The organism is Roseovarius sp. MMSF_3359 (genome assembly GCF_030733385.1).
Classification (GTDB): Bacteria; Pseudomonadota; Alphaproteobacteria; order Rhodobacterales; family Rhodobacteraceae; genus Roseovarius.
In genome coordinates, this window is the sequence record NZ_JASHJC010000009.1 from 122,493 (window position 1) to 146,876 (window position 24,384).

Annotated in this window: 23 protein-coding genes and 1 riboswitch; of the genes, 11 read left to right on the forward strand and 12 right to left on the reverse strand. The window is 61.0% G+C overall.

Translation table 11 applies throughout. The annotated features are described in order from the left end of the window. Positions 1-117 precede the first annotated feature (117 nt). Positions 118-555, reverse strand: coding sequence for a phasin family protein (locus tag RBB29_RS14230; protein WP_306114638.1), 438 nt, complete (start codon positions 553-555; stop codon positions 118-120). A 229-nt stretch (positions 556-784) separates the two neighbouring features. On the opposite strand from RBB29_RS14230, the gene RBB29_RS14235 reads away from it, so the two are divergent. After that, complete coding sequence (locus RBB29_RS14235; protein WP_306114637.1) at positions 785-2,530, forward strand: alpha/beta hydrolase; 1,746 nt, start codon at positions 785-787, stop codon at positions 2,528-2,530. Between the two features lie 21 nt (positions 2,531-2,551). Here RBB29_RS14235 and RBB29_RS14240 read toward each other — a convergent pair whose 3' ends face one another. The 6 genes from RBB29_RS14240 to RBB29_RS14265 form a co-directional block, all read right to left on the reverse strand. Beyond that, a complete protein-coding gene (locus RBB29_RS14240; protein WP_306114636.1) occupies positions 2,552-3,466 on the reverse strand; it encodes a histone deacetylase family protein in 915 nt (304 codons plus the stop codon). A 31-nt stretch (positions 3,467-3,497) separates the two neighbouring features. Further along, positions 3,498-6,179, reverse strand: coding sequence for a bifunctional acetate--CoA ligase family protein/GNAT family N-acetyltransferase (locus RBB29_RS14245; RefSeq protein ID WP_306114635.1), 2,682 nt, complete (start codon positions 6,177-6,179; stop codon positions 3,498-3,500). A gap of 205 nt (positions 6,180-6,384) precedes the next feature. Beyond that, on the reverse strand, positions 6,385-6,726 hold the full coding sequence (locus RBB29_RS14250) for a TraR/DksA family transcriptional regulator (protein ID WP_371931503.1): 342 nt from the start codon (positions 6,724-6,726) through the stop codon (positions 6,385-6,387). A 91-nt stretch (positions 6,727-6,817) separates the two neighbouring features. Continuing rightward, a complete protein-coding gene (locus RBB29_RS14255; protein ID WP_306114634.1) occupies positions 6,818-7,942 on the reverse strand; it encodes an ABC transporter permease in 1,125 nt (374 codons plus the stop codon). Beyond that, positions 7,943-10,639 (reverse strand): ribosome-associated ATPase/putative transporter RbbA, encoded by a 2,697-nt coding sequence (gene rbbA / locus RBB29_RS14260; RefSeq protein WP_306114633.1) that lies wholly within the window; start codon positions 10,637-10,639, stop codon positions 7,943-7,945. It lies immediately after the preceding gene. Continuing rightward, positions 10,636-11,631, reverse strand: coding sequence for an HlyD family secretion protein (locus RBB29_RS14265; protein WP_306114632.1), 996 nt, complete (start codon positions 11,629-11,631; stop codon positions 10,636-10,638). Before RBB29_RS14265 ends, rbbA begins: the two co-directional genes overlap by 4 nt. A 443-nt stretch (positions 11,632-12,074) precedes the next feature. On the opposite strand from RBB29_RS14265, the gene serB reads away from it, so the two are divergent. After that, positions 12,075-12,953, forward strand: coding sequence for a phosphoserine phosphatase SerB (serB, locus tag RBB29_RS14270; protein ID WP_306114631.1), 879 nt, complete (start codon positions 12,075-12,077; stop codon positions 12,951-12,953). Positions 12,954-13,085: 132 nt separating this feature from the next. On the opposite strand, the gene RBB29_RS14275 is transcribed toward serB, so the two are convergent. The 3 genes from RBB29_RS14275 to RBB29_RS14285 all read right to left on the reverse strand — a co-directional run bounded on the left by RBB29_RS14275 (position 13,086) and on the right by RBB29_RS14285 (position 15,376). Further along, positions 13,086-13,520: a 6,7-dimethyl-8-ribityllumazine synthase gene (locus RBB29_RS14275; protein WP_306114630.1), complete on the reverse strand. Its 435-nt coding sequence runs from the start codon at positions 13,518-13,520 to the stop codon at positions 13,086-13,088. Between the two features lie 75 nt (positions 13,521-13,595). Further along, positions 13,596-13,745: riboswitch (FMN riboswitch) on the reverse strand. A 119-nt stretch (positions 13,746-13,864) separates the two neighbouring features. Further along, the gene (locus tag RBB29_RS14280; RefSeq protein ID WP_306114629.1) at positions 13,865-14,107 is read right to left on the reverse strand and encodes an EF-hand domain-containing protein; all 243 of its coding nucleotides are present in this window, start codon (positions 14,105-14,107) and stop codon (positions 13,865-13,867) included. A gap of 273 nt (positions 14,108-14,380) precedes the next feature. Then, on the reverse strand, positions 14,381-15,376 hold the full coding sequence (locus RBB29_RS14285; RefSeq protein WP_306114628.1) for an asparaginase: 996 nt from the start codon (positions 15,374-15,376) through the stop codon (positions 14,381-14,383). Between the two features lie 183 nt (positions 15,377-15,559). Between RBB29_RS14285 and RBB29_RS14290 the strand changes: the two genes are divergently transcribed. From RBB29_RS14290 to RBB29_RS14300, 3 genes are all read left to right on the forward strand, one after another. Continuing rightward, the gene (locus tag RBB29_RS14290; RefSeq protein WP_306114627.1) at positions 15,560-16,087 is read left to right on the forward strand and encodes an invasion associated locus B family protein; all 528 of its coding nucleotides are present in this window, start codon (positions 15,560-15,562) and stop codon (positions 16,085-16,087) included. A gap of 112 nt (positions 16,088-16,199) precedes the next feature. Next, a complete protein-coding gene (locus tag RBB29_RS14295; protein WP_306121168.1) occupies positions 16,200-16,499 on the forward strand; it encodes a hypothetical protein in 300 nt (99 codons plus the stop codon). Further along, positions 16,496-17,224, forward strand: a complete 729-nt coding sequence (locus RBB29_RS14300; protein WP_306114625.1) for a 4'-phosphopantetheinyl transferase superfamily protein — start codon at positions 16,496-16,498, stop codon at positions 17,222-17,224. Before RBB29_RS14295 ends, RBB29_RS14300 begins: the two co-directional genes overlap by 4 nt. Here the strand turns inward: RBB29_RS14300 and map are convergent. Beyond that, positions 17,181-17,993, reverse strand: a complete 813-nt coding sequence (map, locus tag RBB29_RS14305) for a type I methionyl aminopeptidase (RefSeq protein WP_306114624.1) — start codon at positions 17,991-17,993, stop codon at positions 17,181-17,183. The two genes, RBB29_RS14300 and map, sit on opposite strands and share 44 nt — an antisense overlap. 205 nt (positions 17,994-18,198) lie before the next feature. Between map and RBB29_RS14310 the strand changes: the two genes are divergently transcribed. Next, complete coding sequence (locus tag RBB29_RS14310; protein ID WP_306114623.1) at positions 18,199-19,374, forward strand: acyl-CoA dehydrogenase family protein; 1,176 nt, start codon at positions 18,199-18,201, stop codon at positions 19,372-19,374. 5 nt (positions 19,375-19,379) lie between these two features. On the opposite strand, the gene sfsA is transcribed toward RBB29_RS14310, so the two are convergent. Continuing rightward, positions 19,380-20,081 carry a DNA/RNA nuclease SfsA gene (gene sfsA / locus RBB29_RS14315; RefSeq protein ID WP_306114622.1) on the reverse strand — a complete coding sequence of 234 codons (702 nt, stop codon included), beginning with the start codon at positions 20,079-20,081 and terminating at the stop codon, positions 19,380-19,382. A gap of 46 nt (positions 20,082-20,127) precedes the next feature. On the opposite strand from sfsA, the gene RBB29_RS14320 reads away from it, so the two are divergent. From RBB29_RS14320 to rlmN, 5 genes are all read left to right on the forward strand, one after another. After that, positions 20,128-20,850 carry a molybdopterin-binding protein gene (locus RBB29_RS14320; RefSeq protein ID WP_306114621.1) on the forward strand — a complete coding sequence of 241 codons (723 nt, stop codon included), beginning with the start codon at positions 20,128-20,130 and terminating at the stop codon, positions 20,848-20,850. Continuing rightward, positions 20,847-21,566 (forward strand): N-acetyltransferase, encoded by a 720-nt coding sequence (locus RBB29_RS14325; protein ID WP_306114620.1) that lies wholly within the window; start codon positions 20,847-20,849, stop codon positions 21,564-21,566. The genes RBB29_RS14320 and RBB29_RS14325 overlap by 4 nt, the downstream gene beginning before the upstream one ends. A gap of 5 nt (positions 21,567-21,571) precedes the next feature. Continuing rightward, the gene (locus RBB29_RS14330; protein ID WP_306114619.1) at positions 21,572-22,144 is read left to right on the forward strand and encodes a peroxidase-related enzyme; all 573 of its coding nucleotides are present in this window, start codon (positions 21,572-21,574) and stop codon (positions 22,142-22,144) included. Positions 22,145-22,149: 5 nt separating this feature from the next. Next, a complete protein-coding gene (locus tag RBB29_RS14335; RefSeq protein ID WP_306114618.1) occupies positions 22,150-23,079 on the forward strand; it encodes an OmpA family protein in 930 nt (309 codons plus the stop codon). Between the two features lie 72 nt (positions 23,080-23,151). Continuing rightward, complete coding sequence (gene rlmN, locus RBB29_RS14340) at positions 23,152-24,330, forward strand: 23S rRNA (adenine(2503)-C(2))-methyltransferase RlmN (protein WP_306114617.1); 1,179 nt, start codon at positions 23,152-23,154, stop codon at positions 24,328-24,330. Positions 24,331-24,384 lie beyond the last annotated feature (54 nt).

A 24,384-nucleotide genomic window follows, 5' to 3' on the forward strand; every position in this document is an offset into this window, starting at 1 on the left:
CGAGCGGCAGGCGGGCTAGCGGCACAAACCCTCCGGGAGACCAGCCGGGGGCAACCCCGTGCCGACCTCAGATCTCATCGGGTGAATAGGTGTTGGGCGATGTTCCGTCGAACGACCCTAAACCGGTTCGGATTTGGCGGCTTTGGTTGCCTTCTGCGCCCCATCCAGCGCCTCTTCGACCGCTTCAACCTCGGCCTTGGAGACGTAGTTTGCGCAATCCGTCACCATATCGAGCCATCCGCGGGCATCCTCGACCATGCGCTCCACCGAATGGCGCTGCCAATCGGCGATGGATTGCATGGCCTCGCCGGGGCTGCCGCCTTCCTGGGTTGCGGCCTGCCGTGCGGCGCTCATCGCGGAGCGTGTCGCTTCGTGCCGACGTTCAAACCAACTGCGCGTGAACGCCTCCATCGCCTCGAGCAGATGCTCCTGCGTCTGCCAGAAATGCTCGGCCTGGGGCGCGATAAGCGGGTTCGAAACCATCGTGCTTTGCATGGATTTGAACACATCAGCAAAAAACTCGGGCACGTCCTGTGTCGATTTCTTTTTTGTCATCTGAGTATCTCCCATCTCGGAACTCTGTCCCGCTCCGAGTCTGACAGAGGTTTGGGCATCGCTCCTTAAGGGAGATCAAAAACGCGGTTGATCGCGGAAATAATCCACTCCCGCGAAAGGCCGGGTTTTCGGCGGCTTGCGCAGGGGTCACCTGATTTGCATCAATGTGCGCCCGGCCTTCCCGGACTATTCCGCACCTATCCCTGTCTATGCCGCAACAGGAAATCAGATGTCACAGCCCGCCCCAACCGATCAGCCTGAAAACACGATCTTGCAAAGCTACGACAAGGCGTTGCGCGCCATCGCCTCGCATTACACTGCTGGCCTGTCGCCGATTGCGCTTGCATCGGCCTATGCGGATTGGGCGCTGCACCTCGCCACCGCACCGGGTAAACAAATGGAATTGATCGAAAAATCTGCGAAGAAGACCATGCGCCTCGCCACCCATTGCATGACACCAGCCGATGCCGAGCACCCCTGCATCACGCCTTTGCCGCAGGACAGGCGGTTCCGCGGCGAGGCTTGGCAGAGGTGGCCCTATAACATGATCTATCAGTCTTTCCTTCTCAATCAGCAATGGTGGCACAACGCCACGACCGGTGTGCGCGGCGTCACCAAGCAGCATGAAGAGGTCGTGGAATTCGCCGCCCGCCAGATGCTGGATGTCTTTTCGCCGTCGAATTTTGCCCTGACCAACCCCGAAATCCGCGACAAGACCATCGCCGAGGGTGGGATGAACCTCCTGCGCGGCTGGCGGAATTTTGTCGATGATTGGGCCCGCATGGTAAGCGGGCGGAAACCGGCGGGAACGGAAGCGTTCAAGATCGGCGGCAATATCGCCGCCAGTCCGGGCAAGGTGATCTATCGCAATCGCCTGATCGAGTTGATCCAATATGCACCTACGACCGACAAGGTCCGGCCCGAGCCGATCCTGATCGTGCCTGCATGGATCATGAAATACTATATCCTTGACCTCAGTGCGAAAAACTCGCTGGTGCGGTATCTGACCGGGCAAGGCTACACGGTCTTCATACTGTCATGGAAAAATCCCGATGCCGATGACCGGGACCTCGGAATGGACGCCTATCGGCGGCTTGGCGTGATGGCCGCGCTTGACGCGGTGGGCAAAGTCACGGGCGCTGCGCAAGTCCACGCCATGGGCTATTGCCTTGGTGGCACGCTATTGGCCATCGCCGCGGCGGCCATGGCACGGGATGGCGACAGGCGGCTAAAGACGCTCACGCTCCTCGCAACCCAGGTTGATTTCACCGACGCGGGCGAGTTGATGATGTTCATCAACGAAAGTCAGCTTAGCTTCCTCGAAGACATGATGTGGGAACAGGGGTATCTGGACACGCATCAGATGGCAGGTACCTTTCAACTGCTGCGGTCAAACGACCTCATCTGGTCGCGGATCATTCATGACTACCTGATGGGCGAACGAGCGGACGTGACCGATCTGATCGCGTGGAACGCCGATACGACCCGGATGCCGTTCCGGATGCATTCGGAGTATCTGCGCAAGCTCTTCTTGCAAAATGACCTGACCGAGGGGCGTTACATGGTCGGTGATCGCCCCGTCGCCCTGTCCGATATCCGGGTGCCTGTTTTCCTTGTCGGGACCGAGCGCGATCACGTCGCCCCCTGGCAATCGGTCTACAAGTTCTACCTGCAATCCGATACCGAGGTCACGTTCTTGCTGACCAATGGCGGCCATAACGCGGGCATCGTGTCGGAGCCCGGCCACCCGCGACGCCATTACCGGATGGCAACCCGGGCGCATGATGATTGTTATGTCGGTCCGGATGACTGGCTTGAACAGACGCCGGTCACGCCCGGCTCATGGTGGCCCGCTTTGGTTGACTGGCTGAATGCGCGATCCGGCAAACCAGCCGCACCGCCAGCGATGGGCGCGGCCGACGCGGGGTTGAGCCCGCTTGGCGACGCCCCGGGGGCCTATGTCTTGCAACCTTGAATATCCGGGCGGCGTGGGAGCTCAGAGCAGCTCTTTCAGATGAGCCACGACGCAACGGGGTAGCGCCGACAGGTCGTACCCCCCTTCGAGTATCGACACGATCCGCCCGTTGCTATGTTTCTGCGCAACCCTGTGCAGCTCACGGGTGATCCAGGCGAAGTCACTTTCCGTCAGCGCAAGCCCCGACATCTCATCCATCACATGCCCGTCGAACCCGGCCGAGATAAACAGGAATTGCGGGCGAAACCGCTCAAGCGCGGGCAGCCAATGGTCTGTGATCGCCGCGCGAAATGCTGCCCCATCCGCACCCGCGCTCAGAGGGACGTCAACCAAGTTGTCGGTGTCCGAGCCGTGACCAGTGAACGGATAGAACGGGTGCTGAAAGCTGGAGCAAAAAAGCACCCGCTTGTCATTCTTGAATATCTCCTCGGTCCCGTTTCCATGGTGGGCATCGAAATCGACGATTGCCACCCGTTCCAGGCCATGAACCGCCATCGCATGGCCAGCGGCAACGGCGATATTGTCAAAGAGGCAAAAGCCCATTGCCGTGCCCTGCTCGGCGTGATGCCCCGGCGGACGCACCGCGCAGAAAGCCGCGCTGGCCTCGCCATTCATGACAAGATCGACCGCCATCACACCAGCGCCCGCAGCCCGTTCCGCTGCGCCGAGTGTTCCCGGGGACATGAGCGTGTCACCATCGACCCAGACCGATCCGGTTTGTGGCGCCGTTTCATAGACCCGCTGGACATAATTCGGATCATGCACGCGCTCCAAGGCGTCGCGTCCTATCGCGGGCGCATCATGGCGGCGGATGACAAAATCCAGTCCGGACATCAGGAGTTGATTGTCAATCACTTCAAGGCGTTGTCGGCATTCCGGATGCAAGGTGCCGACATCATGCTCAAGGCAACTCGGGTGCGAGATAAAGGCCAGCATCAGCAGTATCGCTTTATTGGGATCGGGTCATTCATAACTGCCGTTCAACCTGCACAGCGTCGCCTTCGACCGGCGTTTTCTCGATGGTGAAACCAAGCTCCTTCATCAGATCGAGCATCGGTTGATTGCGCGTCAATACGGTCCCTTCGATAGAAGTTAGCCCATGACCCCGGGCTGCTTCCATCAGCACCTTCATCAGCTTCGTCCCGATGCCCTGATGCTGTAGCGTGTCCGAGACCACAACGGCAAACTCGCAACTCGTATTGTCATCGTTGATGTAATAGCGCGCCACACCCTGTTGGCGGACCTTGCCGTTCACTCGTGTCACCGCGACCAATGCCATTTCGCGGGCATAGTCGATCTGCGTGAATTGCGACAACATGGCCGGGCTGAGCTCTTTCAGTGTTCCCATGAACCGTAATTGTCTTGCCTGCGGAGACAAATCGCGCACAAAGGCCTGTTCGTGTTCGGCATCCTCGAGGCGGATTGGCCGTATCGTCAGCGCTGTGCCATCATCAAGGTGATAGTCGCGGACAAGGTGTTTGGGATAAGGCGCGATCACTAGATGATCGAAGGGCCCATCCCCTGCCGGTGGCCGCTGCACAACAACCCGGACATCGACCGCGATAGCGCCGTCGGGACCGGCAAAGAGCGGATTGATGTCGAGATCGCGCACCTCGGGAAGTTCGGTCACCAACTCGGACACTCGCCGCAAGACCCCCAGGATCGCAGCGCGATCGACCGCGGACCGGTCTCGTACCGCGTCCAGCAGTCGCGCCACTCTTGTCCGTTTGATCAACCGGTTCGCCAGCACCTCGTTCAAAGGCGGCAAGGTCACCGAACTGTCCCGCAACACTTCGACCATCGTACCGCCTGCGCCGAACATGATGCTGGGGCCGAAAACCGGATCGCGGCTCACCCCGATCAGCAATTCGCGGGCGTCCCTGATCTCGGCCATCCTCTCGACCGTCACGCCGAGCAATGTCGCATCGGGACGGGCCGTCGCGGCGGCCTCAATGATCTCGCCGAATGCAAGTTTTACGTCACTGGCATTGGCGATGTTGACCCGAACTCCGTGGACGTCCGACTTATGTGATATCTGCGGGGAGTTGATTTTCATCGCCACCGGGAAACCGACGGTTTCAGCCGCGATCAGGGCGGATGCTGCGCTGTCGGCTGGCAGCGTTGTGCTGATCGGGATGTGGAAACACCGCATCAGCGCCTTGGCTTCGACATCCGACAACATCGACCGGCCATCGGCAAGCGCGGCCTGAATGATCATCCGTGCGCCCTCCAGATCGGCAGGCTCTAGATCCGACAAGGGACCCGGCGTTTCCTGCGCCAGAAGCCGGTTCGCATGATGCCGGGCGAGATAGGAGAACGCTTCAACCGCCCGTTCCGGCGTCGTGAAATCCGGTATGCCGTTACTGCTCAGCAATTCGCGCCCGGCGTGCACCGAGGCCTCCCCCATCCAGCAGGCCAGCACCGGTTTCCTGGGCCGTTCGCCGACCGCATCAACGACAGTCTGGGCCGCGGCGGTTGCATCGGTCATGGATTGTGGCGTCAACATCACCAGAATTCCGTCGAAGGCGCGGTCATCCATGCAAATGCAGAGTGCCGCGCCAAATTGATCTGCGGTTGCGTCGCCGATGATGTCAATCGGATTGCCGCGTGACCAATTCGGCGACAGAACCTTGTCGAGCGCCGTAATCGTCTCTTGCGACGGCGGCGTGAGTTCGATGTTGAAATCCCCCGCCCGGTCGGCCGCCAGGACACCCGCACCGCCGCCATTGGTGATGATGCCCAGCCTGTTCCCGCCGGCCCGACGGTGGGCCGACAAGATCTCGGCGGCGGCAAAAAGCTGACCAAAGGTATCGACCCTGACGGCGCCCGCGCGTTCAAGGGCCGCGTCGAACACCGCGTCCGATCCGATCAGCGCGCCGGTATGGGTCGTCGCGGCCTTGGAGCTTTGCACATGACGCCCGGACTTGAGTACGATCACCGGTTTGGCACGCGCCGCGGCGCGCAGGGCGCTGATAAACGACCGGGCATGTCGAACCCCCTCGACATAAAGCAGAATGGCATCGGTGTGGGGATCGGAGGCCAGGTATTGCAGGACGTCACCAAACCCCAGATCCGCGGAGTTTCCCAAAGATACCAGCGCAGAGAAGCCGAGGTGATTAGGTCCGGCCCAATCGGAAATTGCCGAACAGAGCGCCCCGGATTGCGAAATCAGCGCCAGCCGTCCGACCGGTGTCGCCGATTTCAGGAACGTGGCATTCATCCCGATTGGTGGGCGGACAAGGCCCACGCAGTTCGGCCCAAGCAGGCGAACGCCATGACGCCGCGCGGTATCGAGCAATTCGGCCTCAGCCTCGCGGCCCTTCTCGCCCATTTCGCCGAACCCGGCGGAGAGAACGATGGCGTGTTTCGTTCCCACCTTGGCGCAGTCGCGGATGATGCCCGGGATCGTTGGCGCGGGCGTGGCGATGACCGCCAGGTCAATATGTGCGGAAACGTCGTCAATATGTCGGTAGCAGAGCTTTTCACCGATCTTTTCATATTTCGGATTGATCGGCACAATCGGACCTTCAAAACCAGACGCCAACAGGTTGGCGTAGACCTGTGACCCGACGCCCTTCCCCGAGGCACTTGCCCCGAAGACAGCAATGGAGGTCGGGTCGAAGAGCGGTGTCAACGGGTTCGGTCGCATGGGGAAATCTCCGACATAAACGCGCGAAACGGCGCAATCTCAGTGTGGGTCTTTCCTATGAACGCATGAACGGGAAAGCACCTTGATCGAGATCAGCCCAAGCCGTGAAACGGGTGGTTTACCTGACCGCCCCCGATGCCCGCCGGAACATGTCCGGCAATGTTCATCCTTGCGTCATTGAAATGGACCTCGCTGTCGACGCACCTTAAAGCGCGCAACGCTTGCAGAATGGCGTATCCGGCAACAGGTCGAGCCGCGCTTCGGAAATGGCATCGCCGCATTTCTGGCACTCGCCGTAGGTCCCGTTTGCAAGACGGTCCAATGCTGCGTCGATACGTTTCAACTCCGAGAGTTCGACATTGCCAAGCGTCTCCAAGACCTCGTCTCCTTGGCGTTCGGACGAGCGATCTTCCCAATCCTTGCTTGGTGTTTCGTCAAGGCTCCCCTCGAGTTTCACCAGATGCGCGGTCAGCTTGTCGCGACGTTCCTGCAGAACTCGCTTTTTCGAATGAAGATCCATGATCGCCTCCGCCGTGTTTTCGATCATCCTAGACAAATCCGCAGAAGCCGCATTGATCCGCATCAACTGACAGAACCATGCCCGCCTCTGAAGCGGGATTGCATCTGCGCACTTGCCGCTATCGGTCCTGTGCAACAGATCGGCGGAAAAGGAGCAGGCTGACCGCGAGGAGTGCGCCACCCAGGAGGGTCATCCAAAGCAGTTCCGGCCAGACGGTTTCAACCCCGGCACCCTTGAAGACAATCGCCTGGCTGGCCGACATGTAATGTCGCGAGGGCAAGACCAGCGTACCGATCTGCAGCCAGTCTGGTTGTCCTTCAATCGGGGTCTCACCGCCCGACAGCATCAACATTGGCAGGACAACCAGCATCACCAGAAGTGCAAATTGCGCCATTGAACGCGCCAATGTCGCGAGAAATACGCCAAGTGCCGTGGCCGTGAAAAGAAAGAGCGCCGTGCCCAGCAGAAAAAGAACCTTGGACCCCGCGATCGTGACACCCAACGCGCCTTGCATCACGAACGCCAAAGACAACGCAGCCGCGATGAGAACCACCATGGCGTTCGCCCAGATCTTGGCCACCGCCACATCGAAGGGCGTCAGCGGCATCGCCAGCAGGTGCTCAATGGTCCCGTGCTCGCGCTCCCGGATCATCGCGGCACCGGTCAGGATTGTGGTCAGCCACATGATCTGGCCGATAAGGGCGACAATACCGGCAAATCGCACCGTATCGCGGTTCGGATTGAAGGCGCTGCGCAGGATGACATCGACGGGCGGGGGGGCCGCAAGATCGGTTCCAACCGCAAAGCGGCGTATCTCGGCGCCCAGAATGCTGGTGATGTAGTTTGCACCAATTCCCGCCTGTTCCATGGCGGTCGCGTCGATCATGACCTGTATCTCGGGCACCCGCCCGGCGCGGAGGTCCTTTTCAAAGCTGGGTGGTACGGCAACAACGAAAAGGAACCGCCCGGCATCCATCTGCGCGGGGCCAGACCCCGGTTGGATCTGCACGACCGGCTGGAACTCCGGCGGGAAAAACGCCTGGGCAAGGGCGCGTGACAGAGGCGAGTTGTCCTCATCCGCAAACGCAATCGACGCATTGTTGACTGAATTTGCGACACCGGTTGCTTCCATGATCGGCGCCAAGGTGAAGGACCACAAAAGTAGCGCCATCATCACCCAATCCCGGCGCAGGCTCATCACCTCCTTCAACCCAAGCCAGAAAATGCAGCTCAGCCATCGCATCTACTTCTCCTGCGCCCGAAGTGACATGGCCGCAAGTGCCGTCAGCACGGGGCCGAAACACGCCAGGGCCAGGATGTCCGGGCCCAACGCTTCCCAACCGAGACCTTTCGTGAAGACGCCGACGTTCAGATGCAGAAAATATGAAGACGGCCAAAGTGAGCCAATCGTTTGCGCCCCGAGTTCTAATGTCGAGACCGGTTGCAGCAGGCCGGAGAACTGGATTGTCGGCACAACCGAGGCAATGGCCGTGGCGAAGGTTGCGGCAACCTGGCTCGACGTCATGGTCGCGATCAGAAGCCCGTAGGATGTGGTCGCCCAGACATAGAGAAGCGCCCCAATCGCGAGCGGTACCGGATCCCCTTTGAGCGGGACATCGAAGACGACGATTGTCATCCCGGCAAGCAACAGAAAATTCGCAAAAGCGATGGCGATATAGGGGATTTGTTTGCCGATCAGAAACTCGAGCCGCGTTGTCGGGGTCACGTAGAAGTTGATGACCGACCCCAACTCCCTTTCCCGCGCGACACTGACCGCCATCAGGACGGCTGGCAGCATGATAAGCAGGATCGCGGGCATTGCCGGTGCCATTGCCGCAATGCTCTCGAAGCTCTGGTTATACCTGAAACGCGGTTCGATCCGGGCGATCTCGGGCTGATGGCTGCCGCTGTTGCGCGCCAGTGTATTCATGAACGTCTGATGCAGCCCCGCGACATACCCTTCCACCGTTTCGCCCTTGAAGGGGATCGCACCATCCACCGTCGCAAGCACCTCCGTCGGCTCGCCAGCGCGCAATTTGCGACCAAAATCCGGCGGGAATTCAATAACAAGCGAGATATCACCCGAGATCAACCGACGCCGACCATCCGCGGCGGTGGTCAGGGGTGGCGTAGGGGTGAAATACCGTGAACCAGAGAACTCCTCGATGTAGGCTCGGCTCTCTGGGCTCTGAGAAAGGTCCAACGTGGCGAAATTCAACTCGTCGATGTCCAGCGTGATCCCGTAACAGAAGACCAGCATCAGGATGGCCGAGCCAAGGAAGGCAAATGCAAGTCGAACGCGGTCGCGCAAGACTTCGACGGTTTCGCGTCTGGCGTAGGCCAGGATGCGCGCGCCACTGCCGCCGGACCGATGGTCTATTTCATCCAAAGAGGCTTGCGGTGCCACCACCTTTTCTGGCGGTGCGGCGGCCTCCAATACGGCAATGAACGCCTCCTCGAGGCTTTCGGCGTTTTCTGCGGCGATTAGATCCGCCGGTGTCCCTTCGGCCAGAACCCGACCGGCATGCATGAAAGAAACACGGTCGCATCGCTCGGCTTCGGTCATGAAATGGGTCGAAACAAAAACCGTTGCACCCTCCTGCCGCGACAGTTCAGCCAACAAGGCCCAGAACGTGTCCCGTGCCTCGGGATCGACACCGGAGGTCGGCTCATCGAGGATGAGAACCCGCGGGCGATGAATTACGGCGACGGCCAATGACAGGCGTTGTTTGAGGCCAAGCGGCAACGCGGCCGCCAACATGTCGCCATGCGCCTCCAGTCCGAAACGGCTCATCAGTTCGTTGATGCGGTCCCTCCGGTCGGCAATCGCAAAAATCCGGGCGTGAAGCTCGAGGTTTTGCAGGACAGTCAGTTCACCGTAGAGCGAGAAGGCCTGGCTCATGTAACCGATCTGGCGCCGCGTGTCCCGGTTGCGGGCGTCGACGGGCTTGCCGAACAGCGTTGCCTCGCCTGCGCTTGCTGGCAGCAGACCAGCGAGCATTTTCATGGTTGTCGACTTGCCACAACCATTCGACCCGAGAAAGCCGAAGATCTCGCCGCGATTTATCGAGAACGCAACATTGTCAACGGCGGTGAAATCCCCGAAACGGCGGGTCAGCCCTTGAGCGGTGATCACCGGGTCAGTTTCGACTTTTCGCGTCGCGATGGTGTCCGGTTCCGGTCGTGGTTGCCCCCGTGCCTGAAGCGCGCGATAGGCCGTCTCCAGCTCCTTCGCCGGCCCCTTCAATGTGTCGGGGCTTCCTTCGAAAAGCACCCGGCCTGCATCCATCGCCACGACCCAATCGAAACTCTCGGCTTCTTCCATATATGCCGTCGATACGAGAACCGAGAGCTCTGGATTCATCTCGCGGATTGCCGCAATCAGCGCCCAGAACTGGCGTCGGGACAACGGGTCAACGCCGGTCGTCGGTTCGTCCATGATCAGAAGTTTGGGGTCATGGATCAACGCGCAACAAAGGCCGAGTTTCTGTTTCATACCCCCGGAGAGCTTGCCCATCGGCCGATCCGCAAAGGCGGCAAGGCCTGTTGCCTGCAAAAGGGTCGTGATGCGCATGTCGCGCTCCTCAGATCCTTGCCCAAAAAGCCGTGAGAAAAACTCGAGGTTTTCGCGTACCGAAAGCTCCGCATAGAGGTTGCGGCCCAAACCCTGCGGCATGAAGGCGATCGCAGGACATATCTTGCGGCGATGCCACAGGTTGTCGATGGGCCCACCCAGGACATCAATGGCGCCGATCTGGAGTTTTTTCGCCCCTGCAATCAAACCGAGAAGCGTGGATTTCCCGACACCGTCCGGCCCGAGCAGCCCGACAAGGCGACCTGTAGGCAGATTGAGTGTCAGGTCATCGAGGGCGATATGGCCGCGGTATTCATGTGTAACACCGGCGATGCGGCACAACGGCCCCGATGTGACGGCACTCATTCGAAAAGCTCTGGCGGGAGGCGTTGGTTAAGGGCGTCGGGCCAATCCTTTTCGGCATCAAGCCGGATCACGGCCCTACCGCGAAGACCCGTTTTGACGTGCTCGATCCGTCCAGCGATCAATTCCGGCAGGACACGGACCCGAACGCGGAAAACCAGTTGTTCGCGTTCGCTTATCGTCTCGACCTGTTTTGGCGTGAATTGCGCCTCCGGCGAGACGAAGGAAACTTTCGCCGGTGTCGCGTAGTCCGGCAGGGCATCAAGCACAATCCGGGCCTCTGCACCAATCGGCAGCAGCCCGGCCTCCCGCGCAGGCAAGAACACATCCATGTAGACCTTTTCCAGGCTGAGAAGCGTCAGGATCGGTTCGCCCGCCCCGACGACCTCGCCCGGTTCCGCCAGGCGATAAAGCACACGCCCCTGCAAAGGCGCAAAAAGCGCACTGTCGTCGATTTGCGCTTCTATGCGTCGGACGTCGGCCTGGGCCGCGGCAATCCGGCTTTCCGCGGTCGCGACGCGCGCCCGGGCCGCGCCCAATATGGCCTGGGCGACCAGATGAACGGTCTCGCGCTCTTCAAAGATCGTCTCCGAGATGTTCTGCCCGGCAAGCAGGGCCGTTGCCCGGTCAAGCTCCTGCGCTGCGCGGTGTTGTTCGCTTTGGCGCTGGATCACCACGGCTTCTGCTTCTGCCTTGGTTTGTTCTGCAAGCGCAACCTCAGCCATGGCCCGGTCGAGCGCGGCGGAGAGTTCATCCGTGTCCATCTCCACGAGAATGTCACCCGCCGCAACGAGGTCACCCTCGGCCCTCCGGACCTCGGCCACGCGGCCTGCAATCGTTGGGGCCAACTCGACCTGTTCCGCCTCGACCCGCCCGTTACCCTGGACAAAACCCGGCGGTAATTCCTCGGTGCCATCAGAGAAGAGAACAAGGAACGCCGCTCCAACCAGGAGCAATGCCAATGCAGAAAGAACTCCGCCCGTCGCTTTTTTCATGTCATGGAATCCAGTGGTGGTCTCACTTTCACCAGTTTATCCGCGGCTCAGGCGGCGCACATTGCGATGAATCAAACCGTGACCGGCGTGGTGGGAAGACAGAGATGTCTGAAGCATTCGGAGCGGGGTGACAGGTTACGATCGCCTAACCTCAGAACGCCCATTGCCAGATCAGCGCATCCGCGAAGAATTTTCTCTTGGCTCGCGCCCCGATTTGAGGATTTGACCGCGGCGATACGTCTGCCCGTGTTCGTTCTTAACTGCGACTTTGATTGGCGGATGGGGCAATCACTTCATGTTCGAAAAATGCCGCGCTTTGGGCGCAAAACAAATGCCGTGTTTGCGGAGGGCGGCTTCGTCCGCGGTGCTATCTCGCTCATCAGACCTAGAAACTCCGCTGTACCTGCTTTATCTCGCGATGCAATTGCAGCGCAGAGGGACATATGTACATAGCCACATTGATTGCACCCGTCGGGTTGTTGGATCCGTCACTGGTAGAGAACCTGCGCAATGCCTGGGGTGGGGGGGATGCGATTTGGTTATCGCCTGATGAGGCCGCGGAATTCAGCGTGGCAGAGATACCGGCCAACCGGTGGGAGGTTTGGCAGAGCTTGCAGGCAATGCAGGTCGATCTGGTGGTGCAGGGGGCCCGGGGCCGGCGGAAGAAGATGCTTCTGGCGGATATGGACAGCACGATGATCCAGCAGGAATGCATTGATGAACTGGCCGAAGAGGCGGGTGTGGGCGCGCATGTGAAGGATATCACCGCTCGGGCGATGAATGACGAGCTGGATTTCGAAGAGGCGTTGATCGAGCGGGTGCGATTGCTTGGCGGGCTTGATGAGGGTGTCATCGGGCGCGTGATCGAAGAACGAATCACCTATATGCCCGGGGGGGACCTCCTGGTGGCGACGATGCAGGCAAAGGGGGCCTACGCGGCGCTTGTCTCAGGCGGGTTTACGGCATTTACTGCGCAGGTGGCCGCGCATCTTGGGTTTGATGAGAACCGTGCCAATACCTTGCTGGTCGAGGCAGGCAGACTGACGGGCGATGTCGGTCGGCCCATCCTGGGGCGGCAGGCCAAGATCGCGGCGCTGGAGGAAATCACGGGCCGGTTGGGCTTGGCCGAGGCGGATGTGATTGCGGTGGGGGATGGGGCCAATGACCTCGGCATGTTGGGACGGGCGGGTGCGGGCGTTGCCCTTCATGCCAAACCGTCCGTTGCCGCGCAGTGTGATTTGCGGATCAATTACGGTGACCTGACCGCGCTCTTGTTCCTGCAGGGTTATGCAAAGGATGAGTTCGTCACCCCCGCGGGATGACGACCAGGTGTGATCTTGAAGCGCCCGTGCCGGGCACGGTTCACCTGACCCCTCCTCCTGTCCTCCTCCCATGGGGGAGGAGGAAGCATTTGGTAGCTCTACCCAGCAGAATTCACGGGGCTGAGGATGCGATCAGGCGGCGAGTTGCGCGCGGGTTTTGCCGATCATCAGCGCGGCGCGGGCGGCTTCGCGGCCTTTTTCGACGAAGTGGTCGCGATAGATTGCATTGTGGTGGTCGGTTTCCTGATACTGGTGCGGTGTGAGGGATACGGACAGGACAGGCACACCGGTATCGAGGCCGGCGCGCATCAAACCATCGACCACGGCCTGGGCCACGAAATCGTGGCGGTAGATGCCGCCATCGACAACAAAAGCAGCAGCAGCCACGGCGTCATAGCGCCTCGTTTGGGCCAGATCGCGGGCCAGAAGGGGCATTTCAAATGCGCCGGGGGTGTCGAATACGTCGATCTGTGCCATGGGGATCAATTCGGCAAAGCCATCGAGCGCACGGGTCACGATATCGGCATGCCAGTTGGCCTTGATGAAGGCGTAGCGGGGAAGTGTCATGGTGTGGTCTCCTTTCCATTTGACACGTCGCCCAGGACATCAAACGAAAGGAGTTTGGGCCGCAGCCCGCGCACCTCACGTTCTCTTTCATCCGGACTATGACCGTCGGCTCTGGAGTTGCACCAGATCTGCTTGTCACCCCGGTCGAACCGGGGCCGCTCGCGGGCTTCGGAGACGTGCTCCGTTACCGCCGGTGGGGAATTTCGCCCCGCCCTGAGAACAGAAGTGATTGTGTGGGAAAGGAGGCCGCGGTGCAAGCCGCGATTGCGACCGGAAGCATGGGTAAAGCGGCAGAAACCCGGGGGCGCACGAGGCGCCCCCGGGGCAAGACAATTCAACCCGGATTACGAGGCGTCGGGCAGAATGCCTGCTTCGCGCGCCGCGCCGATTTCGTCTTCGGCAAGGGCACCATCAGCATTGGTGTCGATCTGCTCGAACGTGCCTTCGGCGGCTTCGGGATGTGCGGCGGCGAATTCATCAGCGGTTACGGCGCCGTCGCCATTCGCGTCCATGGCATCCGACGCCAGAGCGGCGGCGGGCAGTGTCAGAGCGATGGCGAAGGTCGCGGCTGTAAGTTCTTTCAACATGAGTTCATTCCCTTTTTGGTGTCATGTTCACGAGGGGCTTTCTTGCCCTCGAGACAGAACATGGGCAGTGCGTTTGGGAATGTCCCGTCTTGTTGGAGCAAGGTGTCACAAGCGTGCAGAAACGAGCCAAAACGGTCAAAAAGCTCGGCGTTTCACTGCCACAACCGGGAAGTTTCTTCGGATCAGCGGGACGGTGCGCAAGCGGGGTGGGGGTTTGGGCAGAAATCGGCTCAAAATACCCGTTAAGGTTGATCGGCGGAGGGCTGCCAGATGTCAGAGCAGTGAGTCGACCGGTTTCATCACGCCGGTTTCGAGGCCGCGACGGTTGAGAATCGGTGCGTTTACGAAGCGGCGGGCGGTGGGATGATCGGCATCAAGCACGCCCAGCCGGATCAGGAGCGCCGCGATCGTACAGTTCGAGCCGCGGATTGCGCCATCCATGACCTTCAGGGCGATGCCCAGCTTGAGACCGGGGATGATTGCAGAGTAATAGCCTTCGGCGCCGTTCTTGATGGCCACGGGTTGATTGGTGGCACGCATCAGTGCAGTGGCACCGTGGCGATCGCCGGCCACCAGGTCGGGGTGCGCGACCATTGCCTGCCAGAGCCGGACCATTGCCGACTGCCGCGCATCGGCCCCGTCGCGGGCGGCGGCGAATTCGGCCATGGCCCGGGCCATCCCGTGCATGGTGCAGGCGGGGTTGGGGGCCGAACAGCCATCAATGCCTGAGCCGGGGCTGGTCTCTCCGGTGACGTCTTCGAAGGCTGCGAGGCTGGCCAGCTGCACCGGGTGGTCGAAATCGACATATTCCGGGCCACCGCGCAGGTGTTTGGAGAGGGTCAGGAAGCCTGCATGTTTGCCCGAGCAGTTATTGTGGATCTGGCAGGGCTTGCTGTCGGAGCGGATGAGCTCGTTGAACGCCGCGCGATCCTGCGGCATTTGCGGGCCGCAGCGCAGATCCGCGTCACCCAAGTCGAGCGCGGTCAGCCAGTCGCGAACTCGGTCCGTGTGCATCGAGGCACCAAGATGTGACGCGCAGGCCAGGGCAAGCTGTTCCCGCGACAACCCGAACGCATCTGCCGCGCCGCTTTCGACGAGCGGCAGCGCCTGGATCATCTTGGCCGAGCTGCGCGGCATGAAGAGTGCGTTGGGCTCGCCCCAGGCATCGACAATCTGACCGGCTTCGTCACAGATCACCGCGTGGCCCGAATGGGTGCATTCCAGAAACGGTCCGCGCCAGAGTTCAGTCAGGATCACAGGGTCGGACATGGCACACCTTAAAACTGCGGCGAACTGTGCAAAATTCCGCCAATTGCATCTTTCATATCTCGTCTGTTTCAGGCTATTGTTGCAATGTCGAGTGAGTTGAGGCCGTTAACAACAAAAAAACCCGACGGGGGACACGAAACGGCCGGTGAAATTGAGGCAAAGTACAGCTTGGAGGCTGGACACATGGTATCACGTATGGTTCGCGGCATGGGATGCGCATTGCTGGCGCTGGCGGCGACAGGCGTTTCGGCGCAGGAAGAAAGCACCAATCAAGTTGCGGCCAAGACCGCATGGAGCGTTTTTGAAGACTCTGACCCGCGAGAGTGCTGGGCTGTGTCCGCTCCGACCGAGACGGTCAACACCAAGGATGGCCGTGTCGTAGCCGTGCGCCGGGGCGATATCCTCCTGATGGCGTTTTACCGTCCGGGCGCAGGCGTGAAGGGCCAGGTCACCTTTACCGGAGGCTACCCTTTTGCGGGCGGATCGACTGTGAACGTGAATGTCGGTGGCAACGAGTTCGAGATGTTCACCGAAGGCGAATGGGCTTGGCCGGCGAGCACCTCGGATGATGCCAAGATCATCTCGGCGCTGAAACGCGGCGCATCGGCGGTATTGACCGCACGCTCGGGGCGCGGAACCGTCACCAAGGACACGTTTTCCCTCTCCGGGTTCACGGCCGCGGTTGAAGAGGCCGAGAAACGCTGTCAGTGATTTCGACCTGACAAACGAATTCAGCACTTGGACGCCGGCCACCTCCGTGAGTGGCCGGTTTTGCTTGGATGCACTGGCTGTCTCCTCTAACTCTGGAGGGGGAGATATTGCGTTGGGGGACATCTTTGTGCCGTTTGATGAGATGTGGAACAGTGCGCTGATTAATCAGCTGTTGAGTTCCTCTCTGTTGCTTCCACCGTTGGGTCGTTTTGCGCACCGATTGGGCGATAGTGACGCCTGCTTACGGATATCAAACGCTACGTTAAATGTGCGGTTCGAGGCGTTTGCCCATCACCTTGATATTTTATTCACGCCATCTCAACATGTGCTCTCCAACCCGCTGGTTGATGCCGTTGACCGGGCGGGAGACTTGCTTGCCGTGTCATCCCCCAATGCGCGGGCAGGCAAATGATCCCGCCCGTTGGTGCCGATGTTGATATCTGGCTGGGGGATTTGGGCCATGGTGCCGATCCTGTGTCGCTGCGGCGGCTGCTTGCCCCGTATGAAATCGCGCGGGCAGAGCGGTTTGTGCAAGAGATCCACATGTCTCGTTTCATCCTGCGCCGGGCCTTTCGGCGGATCGTTCTGGGTCACTACCTGGATCACCCGCCCGGCGAACTCGAGTTCGACGAAGATGGCACCAAGAAGCCGGTCCTGGTGACCGGGCCGGACGTGCCACCTCTTCATTTCAGTACAAGTCATTCGGCCGATCAATGGTTGATGGCAGTCTCCGGCGCGGAAATCGGGGCCGATACCGAAGCGCCACGTGCCCTCATGGACATGGACGCGATGATTGCGCGTGTATGTTCCTCCGATGAGGTGCGCCTTCTGTCGTACATGCTGCCAGATGCCCGCCAGGACCACTTCTTTACCCTTTGGACGGTCAAGGAAGCCGTTGCCAAACTGACCGGGGAAGGGTTGCGCGCGCCGCTGGACGCCATCGACACCCGGGGCGTCGTCGATCCCGAGGGCGCGACCTATGGCGGAAACCACATTCACCTCTCTGCGCCCGCTGTGCCGGGGCCGGCCAAGGCGATGCTTGCGGCATACCAGCCCTTTGGCACTCTCTGTGCGCGGGATGTGTTAGAGTTGCTCAGCCCCAGGTCGGGTGAAACCGGCCCGCCGGCGACAGGGTGAAAAGCTCGCAGCCATCCGCCGTCACGCCAATGGAATGTTCGAACTGCGCCGAGAGTGATTTGTCGCGCGTCACCGCCGTCCAGTCATCCGAGAGAACCTTGGTTTCCGGACGGCCCAGATTGACCATCGGCTCGATGGTAAAAAACATGCCCTCTTCGAGCACCGGACCGGTGCCTGCGCGCCCGTAATGCAGCACATTGGGCGGGGAATGGAACACCCGGCCCAGACCATGACCGCAGAAGTCGCGCACAACCGACATGCGCTGCGCTTCGACAAATGTCTGGATGGCGTGGCCGATATCGCCGAACGTATTGCCGGGCTTCACCGCTTCGATCCCCTTGAAGAGCGAATCATGGGTGACCTGGATCAGACGTTCGGCCTTGCGGCTGAGCTTGCCTGCGACATACATCCGTGACGTATCCCCGTACCAGCCATCGACCACCACGGTGACGTCGATATTGAGGATATCGCCATCCTTGAGCTTCTTGTCGCCGGGGATGCCATGACACACCACGTGGTTCACGCTGATGCAGCTTGCGTGCTGATAGCCCTTGTAGCCAATCGTGGCCGAGGTCGCGCCTGCGGCGTTGACCTTGTTCTCGATCATGCGGTCCAGTTCGCCAGTGGTCTGGCCCACGAACACATGATCCGCGATCTCGTCCAGAATACGCGCCGCCAGTTCCCCGGCCTTGTGCATACCGGCAAAATCCGCAGCCTGGTGGATGCGGATACCGTCGCGCGTGGTTCTGCCGCTGTGTTTGTCTTTCAAGTCCTGTCGCCCGTTCTTTGCAATCCGACGCACTATTTAGGGACTTTTTGCCCAAAGGACCAGAGGGGGAAGATGGCACATGCCGGATGACTTCTGCCGGGCATTGGGCGCGACATTTTGACATTCGATGTTTTGAATATTGCAGGGCGCCAAAATGTCTGACATTTAATTGTCTGACATTTAACCCTTCAGATGGATCACGCCCATGACCATCAAGATAGACACCATTCTCGCCGCCGCAAGGCAACACTGTTCCGATGAGATCATGCCCAATGTCGATGCCTGGAACGAGGCCGGTGTCTGGCCGCGCGGGGCATCGGACAAGGCGGCGGCGCTTGGGCTGACCGGGCTTTACGCACCCGAAGAGTTTGGCGGGCAGGGCTTGTCACTGGGCGAAGGGATTCGCGTCTATGAGGAGTTGGGCCGGGGTGACGGGGCCTATGCCTTCGCCCTCTCGATGCACAACATCTGCACCTTCGCCGGGTGCGGTTATGGCACCGATGCTTTCAAGGAAAAATGGGCGCGCGATCTGACCTCGGGGCGCAAGCTGGCCAATTTCGCCCTGACCGAGCCGCAATCGGGCTCGGACGCCACAAACATGTATAGCCGCGCGGTGATCAATGACGACGGCACCTGGACCATCAACGGTGCAAAGGCATGGGTAAGCCTTGCGGGCGAGGCCGATATCTATTTCACCGTGGTCAAGACCACCGATCAGCCGGGCCACAAGGACATGGCAATGATTGCCATTCCCGCCGATGCCAAGGGGCTGAGCTTTGGGCCGCTCTACGACACGCCGTCCTACAATTTCCTGCCCATGGGCGAGATGTACATGAAAGACGTGGTGGTCAGCGAAGACAACATCATCCTGCCGGTCGGGCAGGGCTTGCAAGGCTCTCTGATGGCCATCGACATTGCGCGGGTGTCCATCGCCTCGGGCTGTTGCGGGCTGATGCAGGCGGCGCTTGATACGGCGCTGGCCTATTCGGCCAACCGCAAGATGTTCGGCGGCAAGAATATCGACCTCGACGGCATCCAATGGATGCTGGGCGATGTCGCGACCGAGCTTGAGGCCTCGCGCCTGCTCTATCGTGCCGCGGCGAATGCGCTCGGGACCGACGACGGGCCGCTGATGGCCGCCCATGCCAAGCGGTTCGTGCCGGATGCGGCGGTCAAGGCTGCCAATACCTGTACGCAGGTGCTGGGCGGTATGGGGCTTCTGCAATCCTACGGCATGGACCGGCTGTCGCGGCTGAGCCAGATGTTGCGGATCGTTGACGGCACCACCGAGATCAGCCGTGTCGTGATCGGCCGCAGCCTCAAGAAACGCGCCGCGACCCTGCCGGTGCCGGTGATCCCGAAAGGTTTCGGCGAGGCCTGAGGCCTCTACCGCACGGGCAGCGGTTGGCGCAGCGTAATGCCCTCGGGCGAGATATGCGTGTCATAGGCGATGCACTCGACCCCCGCCGCCCGCGCATCTGCAAAGGCGGCGGCATAGGCCGGGTCGATATCCGCTGCGATGGCAACCTGGCTGCAATCGGTGCGCTGGACGAGGTAGAACACGATGGCGCGGTGCCCCTGCCGCGCCATTTCCGTCAGTTCGCCCACATGTTTGGTGCCGCGCGCGGTGACGCTATCGGGAAACTCCGCAAGGCCCGGCTCCCGTGACAGGGTGACGGATTTGACCTCGACATAGGCATCCGGCAGGCCCGGTTGGTGCAGGAGGAAATCAATCCGGCTGTTTTCGCCATACTTTTGTTCGGGCTTCACGGTCTCATAGGTAGCCAGTTCCGGCACCTCGCGCGCTATGATTGCCGCCCGGAGCGCGCGGTTCGGCAGAGAGGTATCGACGCCAGTAAAATGGCCGTTTTCGTGATCGACGAGCCGCCAGCCATATTTCAGCTTTTTCTTGGGGTCGTCATTGGGTTCGACCCAGATCTTGATGCCTTCGTCCTTGAGCCCCATCATCGAGCCGGGATTGGCGCAATGGGCCGTGACCTCGCGCCCATCCTCCAGCCGGATATCGGCGAGGAAGCGTTTATAGCGCCGGATCAGGCGGGCAGACACAAGTGGGGTTTGAAAGCGCATGAATGCAGCCCTATACCGGAGGCAACGACCATTCAAGGATGCCAAGATGCCAAACCCCACCGCCGCGATGCTTGTGATCGGGGACGAGATCCTTTCGGGACGTACGCGCGATGCGAACATGCACCACCTGGCGGGGGAACTGACCCGCGTGGGCATAGACCTCAAAGAGGTGCGCGTGGTCAGTGACGATGGCGATGCGATCGTGGCGGCGGTGCAGGCGCTAAGCGGCGCGCATGACACGGTCTTTACCTCTGGTGGGATCGGGCCGACCCATGACGATATCACCGCCGACAATGTGGCGCGCGCCTTCGGGGTGCCAATTGATGTGCGCGAGGATGCGCGGGCGCTTTTGGACGCGCATTATACGCGCGTCGGTCAGGATCTGAATGCCGCGCGACTGCGCATGGCGCGCATCCCCGAAGGCGCCACGCTGATCGACAACCCGGTCAGTATTGCGCCGGGCTTCACCCTTCGAAATGTGCATGTGATGGCGGGGGTGCCGGCGATCTTCAAGGCGATGGTCGAAAGCGTCTTGCCGACCCTGACCGGGGGGCAGCCGCTGATCTCGGAAACCCTTGAGATCCACCGCGGCGAGGGCGACATTGCCGGGCCGCTGACGGATCTTGCGGCGCGTTATCCGGATTTGTCGCTTGGCTCCTACCCGTTTCAGCGCGACGGCAAGTTCGGTGCCAATGTGGTGATCCGCGGCGGCGACGGGGCGCAGGTTGCAACCGCCCTGGCTGAGCTTAGGGCGGCGTTTGCGCCATGATGCCCGGGGTACAGCATCTCTATTCGGTGATCGAAGGCACCTGGCCGCCCGCCTCCGAGGCGCGCGTGGGACCGTGGATCATCCGTGACGGGCAGGGCGGCGGCCAGCGGGTCTCGGCCGCGACGGCGGCGGCGCCAGTGACGCTCGATGATCTGCCTCTGGCCGAGGACGCGATGCGGCAGTTGAAGCAACCGCAGCTTTTCATGATCCGCGACGGCGACACGGCGGTGGACACGATGCTCGAAGCCGCCGGATACCCGATTGTCGATCCGGTCAATATCTACGTGGCGCCGGTCTCGGAACTCACCACCGAACGCCCGCCCCGGGTCAGCACCTTTGCCATTTGGGAGCCGCTGGCGATCATGCACGATATCTGGGCCGCCGGGGGGATCGGACCGGGCCGGGTGGAGGTGATGGCGCGGGCCAAAGGCCCAAAGACGGGGCTTTTCGGACGCTCGAACAACCGTCCCGCCGCCGCCGGGTTCGTGGCCATCCATGACCGCATCGCCATGGTGCATGCGCTTGAGGTCCTGGCCCGTCACCGGCGCGAGGGGCTGGGCCGTCACATGATGCGCCAGGCTGCGTTCTGGGCCGCCGACAATGGCGCAACCCACATGTCGGTCATCTGCACCCAGGCCAACCAGGGTGCAAATGCGCTCTATTCTTCCATGGGCTTCACGCTTGTGGGACAGTACCATTACCGCCGGAAAGGATAAGATCCATGAGCCACTCAGATGACCCCACCGCGCTCGACTTGCCGATGGTCGATCCGCTTCCCGAGGCGACGCAGAAGTATTTCGACATCTGCCAGCACAAGCTCGGGATGATCCCCAACGTGCTCAAGGCCCATGCGTTCGACATCGACAAGCTCAATGCCTTTACCGCGCTCTACAATGATCTGATGCTGGCCAATAGCGGGCTCTCGAAGCTGGAACGCGAGATGATTGCCGTCGTCGTCAGTTCGATCAACCGCTGCTGGTATTGTCAGGTTGCCCATGGTGCGGCCGTGCGCCAGCTTTCGGGCGATCCGGCATTGGGCGAGGCGATGGTGATGAACTACCGCGTGGCGCCCCTGGACGCTCGGCAGCGCGCGATGCTCGATTTCGCGGCCAAGGTGACCAAGGAAAGTTCTGCCATCGAAGAAGAGGACCGCAGCGCGTTGCGCGCCGTTGGGTTCAGCGACCGCGACATCTGGGACATTGCCAACGTGACCGGGTTTTTCAACATGTCGAACCGCGTGGCCAGTGCGACCGGCATGGTCCCGAATGCCGACTATCACGCGCAGGCGCGCTGAGGACGATGCGGGTCCGGCTGATCCTTGCGGTCTTCTCGGCCGTGCTGGCCGCCCCGTCTGTGGCGCTGGACCTGTCGATCCCCGGCAACGCCGTGCTGAACGCCAGCGAAGTCACCTCCCCGGACAGCTACGACCTGCCGGTCGCGGCCTATGCCAATGGCACCCTGCCCGTCGAGACAATCGAGGGACAGGTCCAGCGGCAGGCATGGCGCACTCAGCAATCGGGCCTGACCACGCTCCAGATTCTGCGCGCGCTGGAGGCGCAACTTGACGCGGCAGGCTACGAACCGATCCTAAATTGCGGTGGTCAGACCTGCGGCGGCTTCGATTTTCGCTTCGGTACCGATGTGATGGCCGCGCCGGACATGTATGTCGACCTTTTCGATTTCAGGTTCCTGTCCGCGCGCGGTGCTGCGGGTGACGTGGTGTCGGTGTTTGTCAGCATGGCCGCCGGTGTCGGGTATGTGCAGATCATCCATGCCACGCCCGATGGTGGTGGCGCGGCGCTACAGGTGAAAACCAACCCGCCGGATAAGGCCACGGCACCTGTGCAGACCGGATCGGTGATCGACACATTGACCGGGCAAGGACATGTCATCCTGAAAGACCTTGATTTCGCCACCGGTTCCGCCGCTTTGGGGCAAGGGCCGCATGCCTCGCTGGAGGCCCTGGCGGAATACCTGCTCGCCGATCAGGACCTGCGGATTGCGCTTGTCGGGCATACGGACCTGGTGGGATCGCTGCCCGACAATGTCCGTTTGTCGAAGGCGCGGGCGGGATCGGTTCTTGCGCGGTTGGTCGAAGAATATGGTGTGCCGCGTGCGCAGCTTGATGCCGAAGGGGTCGGGTATCTCTCCCCGCTTGCGCCCAACGACACACGGGCCGGGCGCGAGATAAACCGACGGGTCGAGGCGGTCCTCCTGACCGTGAAATAGCCCGCGAATCCTTTGGCATCGCCAGAAAATTCCTATATGGAGGCGCATCTGACCTCTGAGAGATGCGCCGAGATGACCGAGAACACCGCTCCGATCACGCAAGACGTGCTGACAATCCCCCGGAAACTGCCGGAAGGGCCGGTCAATCTCGTGGGTCTGAGCCGCGAGGCGCTGCGCGACGTGCTGATCGCGAATGGCACGCCCGAAAAGCAGGCGCGGATGCGGGTTGGGCAGATCTGGCAATGGATTTACCAATGGGGCGTGCGTGATTTTCATGCCATGACGAACCTCTCGAAGGCCTACCGCGCGGAATTGGCCGAAAAATTTGTGATCGAGATCCCTGAAATGGTCGACAAGCAGGTGAGCGCCGATGGGACGCGCAAATACCTGGTACGGATCGCGGGCGGTCACGAGGTCGAGGTGGTCTATATCCCCGAAGAGACCCGCGGCACGCTTTGCATCTCAAGCCAGGTGGGCTGCACCCTGACCTGCTCCTTCTGCCACACGGGCACGCAGAAACTGGTGCGGAACCTGACCGCGGGTGAAATCGTGGGTCAGGTCATGATGGCGCGGGACGATCTGGGTGAATGGCCGGAACCGGGCGCGCGCAAGGATGAGACGCGGCTTCTCAGCAACATCGTGCTGATGGGCATGGGCGAGCCGCTTTATAATTTCGAGAATGTGCGCGACGCGATGAAGATCGCGATGGATGGCGAGGGAATCTCGCTGAGCCGTCGCCGGATCACCCTGAGCACCTCGGGCGTGGTGCCGGAGATTGCCAAAACGGCGGAGGAGATCGGCTGTCTCTTGGCGGTGAGTTTCCACGCGACCACCGATGAGGTGCGCAACAAGCTGGTGCCGATCAACAAGAAATGGAATATCGAGACGCTTCTGGCCGCGCTCCGGGAGTATCCGCGCCTTTCGAATTCCGAGCGGATCACGTTTGAATACGTGATGCTCAAGGACGTGAATGACAGCGATGCGGATGCGCGGCGCCTGGTGCAGCTCATCAAGGGCATTCCGGCCAAGATCAACCTGATCCCCTTCAATGAATGGCCCGGCGCGCCGCATGAGCGCAGCGATTGGGAGCGGATCGAGAAGTTTGCCGACATCATCTACAAGGCCGGGTATGCCAGCCCGATCCGCACCCCGCGCGGCGAGGATATCATGGCCGCCTGCGGGCAGCTTAAGTCGGCCACCGAACGCGCCCGCAAATCGCGTGCCCAGATCGAGGCCGAAACCCGCGCTTGACCCGGCGTCAAATTAAGGCAGGTGCCGCATATTTTTCCCATGCGCGCCGCTTTC

Excerpts from the sequence above, each read along its gene's own strand:
- RBB29_RS14230 (WP_306114638.1), bottom strand. The coding sequence starts at position 555 with ATGACAAAAAAGAAATCGACACAGGACGTGCCCGAGTTTTTTGCTGAT.
- RBB29_RS14300 (WP_306114625.1), top strand. The coding sequence starts at position 16,496 with ATGATCCCGCCCGTTGGTGCCGATGTTGATATCTGGCTGGGGGATTTG.
- RBB29_RS14240 (WP_306114636.1), bottom strand. The coding sequence starts at position 3,466 with ATGCTGGCCTTTATCTCGCACCCGAGTTGCCTTGAGCATGATGTCGGC.
- RBB29_RS14280 (WP_306114629.1), bottom strand. The coding sequence starts at position 14,107 with ATGTTGAAAGAACTTACAGCCGCGACCTTCGCCATCGCTCTGACACTG.
- RBB29_RS14285 (WP_306114628.1), bottom strand. The coding sequence starts at position 15,376 with ATGTCCGACCCTGTGATCCTGACTGAACTCTGGCGCGGACCGTTTCTG.
- RBB29_RS14275 (WP_306114630.1), bottom strand. The coding sequence starts at position 13,520 with ATGACACTTCCCCGCTACGCCTTCATCAAGGCCAACTGGCATGCCGAT.
- RBB29_RS14250 (WP_371931503.1), bottom strand. The coding sequence starts at position 6,726 with ATGATCGAAAACACGGCGGAGGCGATCATGGATCTTCATTCGAAAAAG.
- rlmN (WP_306114617.1), top strand. The coding sequence starts at position 23,152 with ATGACCGAGAACACCGCTCCGATCACGCAAGACGTGCTGACAATCCCC.
- RBB29_RS14245 (WP_306114635.1), bottom strand. The coding sequence starts at position 6,179 with ATGCGACCGAACCCGTTGACACCGCTCTTCGACCCGACCTCCATTGCT.
- RBB29_RS14310 (WP_306114623.1), top strand. The coding sequence starts at position 18,199 with ATGACCATCAAGATAGACACCATTCTCGCCGCCGCAAGGCAACACTGT.
- sfsA (WP_306114622.1), bottom strand. The coding sequence starts at position 20,081 with ATGCGCTTTCAAACCCCACTTGTGTCTGCCCGCCTGATCCGGCGCTAT.
- RBB29_RS14335 (WP_306114618.1), top strand. The coding sequence starts at position 22,150 with ATGCGGGTCCGGCTGATCCTTGCGGTCTTCTCGGCCGTGCTGGCCGCC.
- RBB29_RS14320 (WP_306114621.1), top strand. The coding sequence starts at position 20,128 with ATGCCAAACCCCACCGCCGCGATGCTTGTGATCGGGGACGAGATCCTT.
- RBB29_RS14325 (WP_306114620.1), top strand. The coding sequence starts at position 20,847 with ATGATGCCCGGGGTACAGCATCTCTATTCGGTGATCGAAGGCACCTGG.
- RBB29_RS14265 (WP_306114632.1), bottom strand. The coding sequence starts at position 11,631 with ATGAAAAAAGCGACGGGCGGAGTTCTTTCTGCATTGGCATTGCTCCTG.
- RBB29_RS14255 (WP_306114634.1), bottom strand. The coding sequence starts at position 7,942 with ATGCGATGGCTGAGCTGCATTTTCTGGCTTGGGTTGAAGGAGGTGATG.
- RBB29_RS14330 (WP_306114619.1), top strand. The coding sequence starts at position 21,572 with ATGAGCCACTCAGATGACCCCACCGCGCTCGACTTGCCGATGGTCGAT.
- rbbA (WP_306114633.1), bottom strand. The coding sequence starts at position 10,639 with ATGAGTGCCGTCACATCGGGGCCGTTGTGCCGCATCGCCGGTGTTACA.
- RBB29_RS14235 (WP_306114637.1), top strand. The coding sequence starts at position 785 with ATGTCACAGCCCGCCCCAACCGATCAGCCTGAAAACACGATCTTGCAA.
- serB (WP_306114631.1), top strand. The coding sequence starts at position 12,075 with ATGTACATAGCCACATTGATTGCACCCGTCGGGTTGTTGGATCCGTCA.
- RBB29_RS14290 (WP_306114627.1), top strand. The coding sequence starts at position 15,560 with ATGGTATCACGTATGGTTCGCGGCATGGGATGCGCATTGCTGGCGCTG.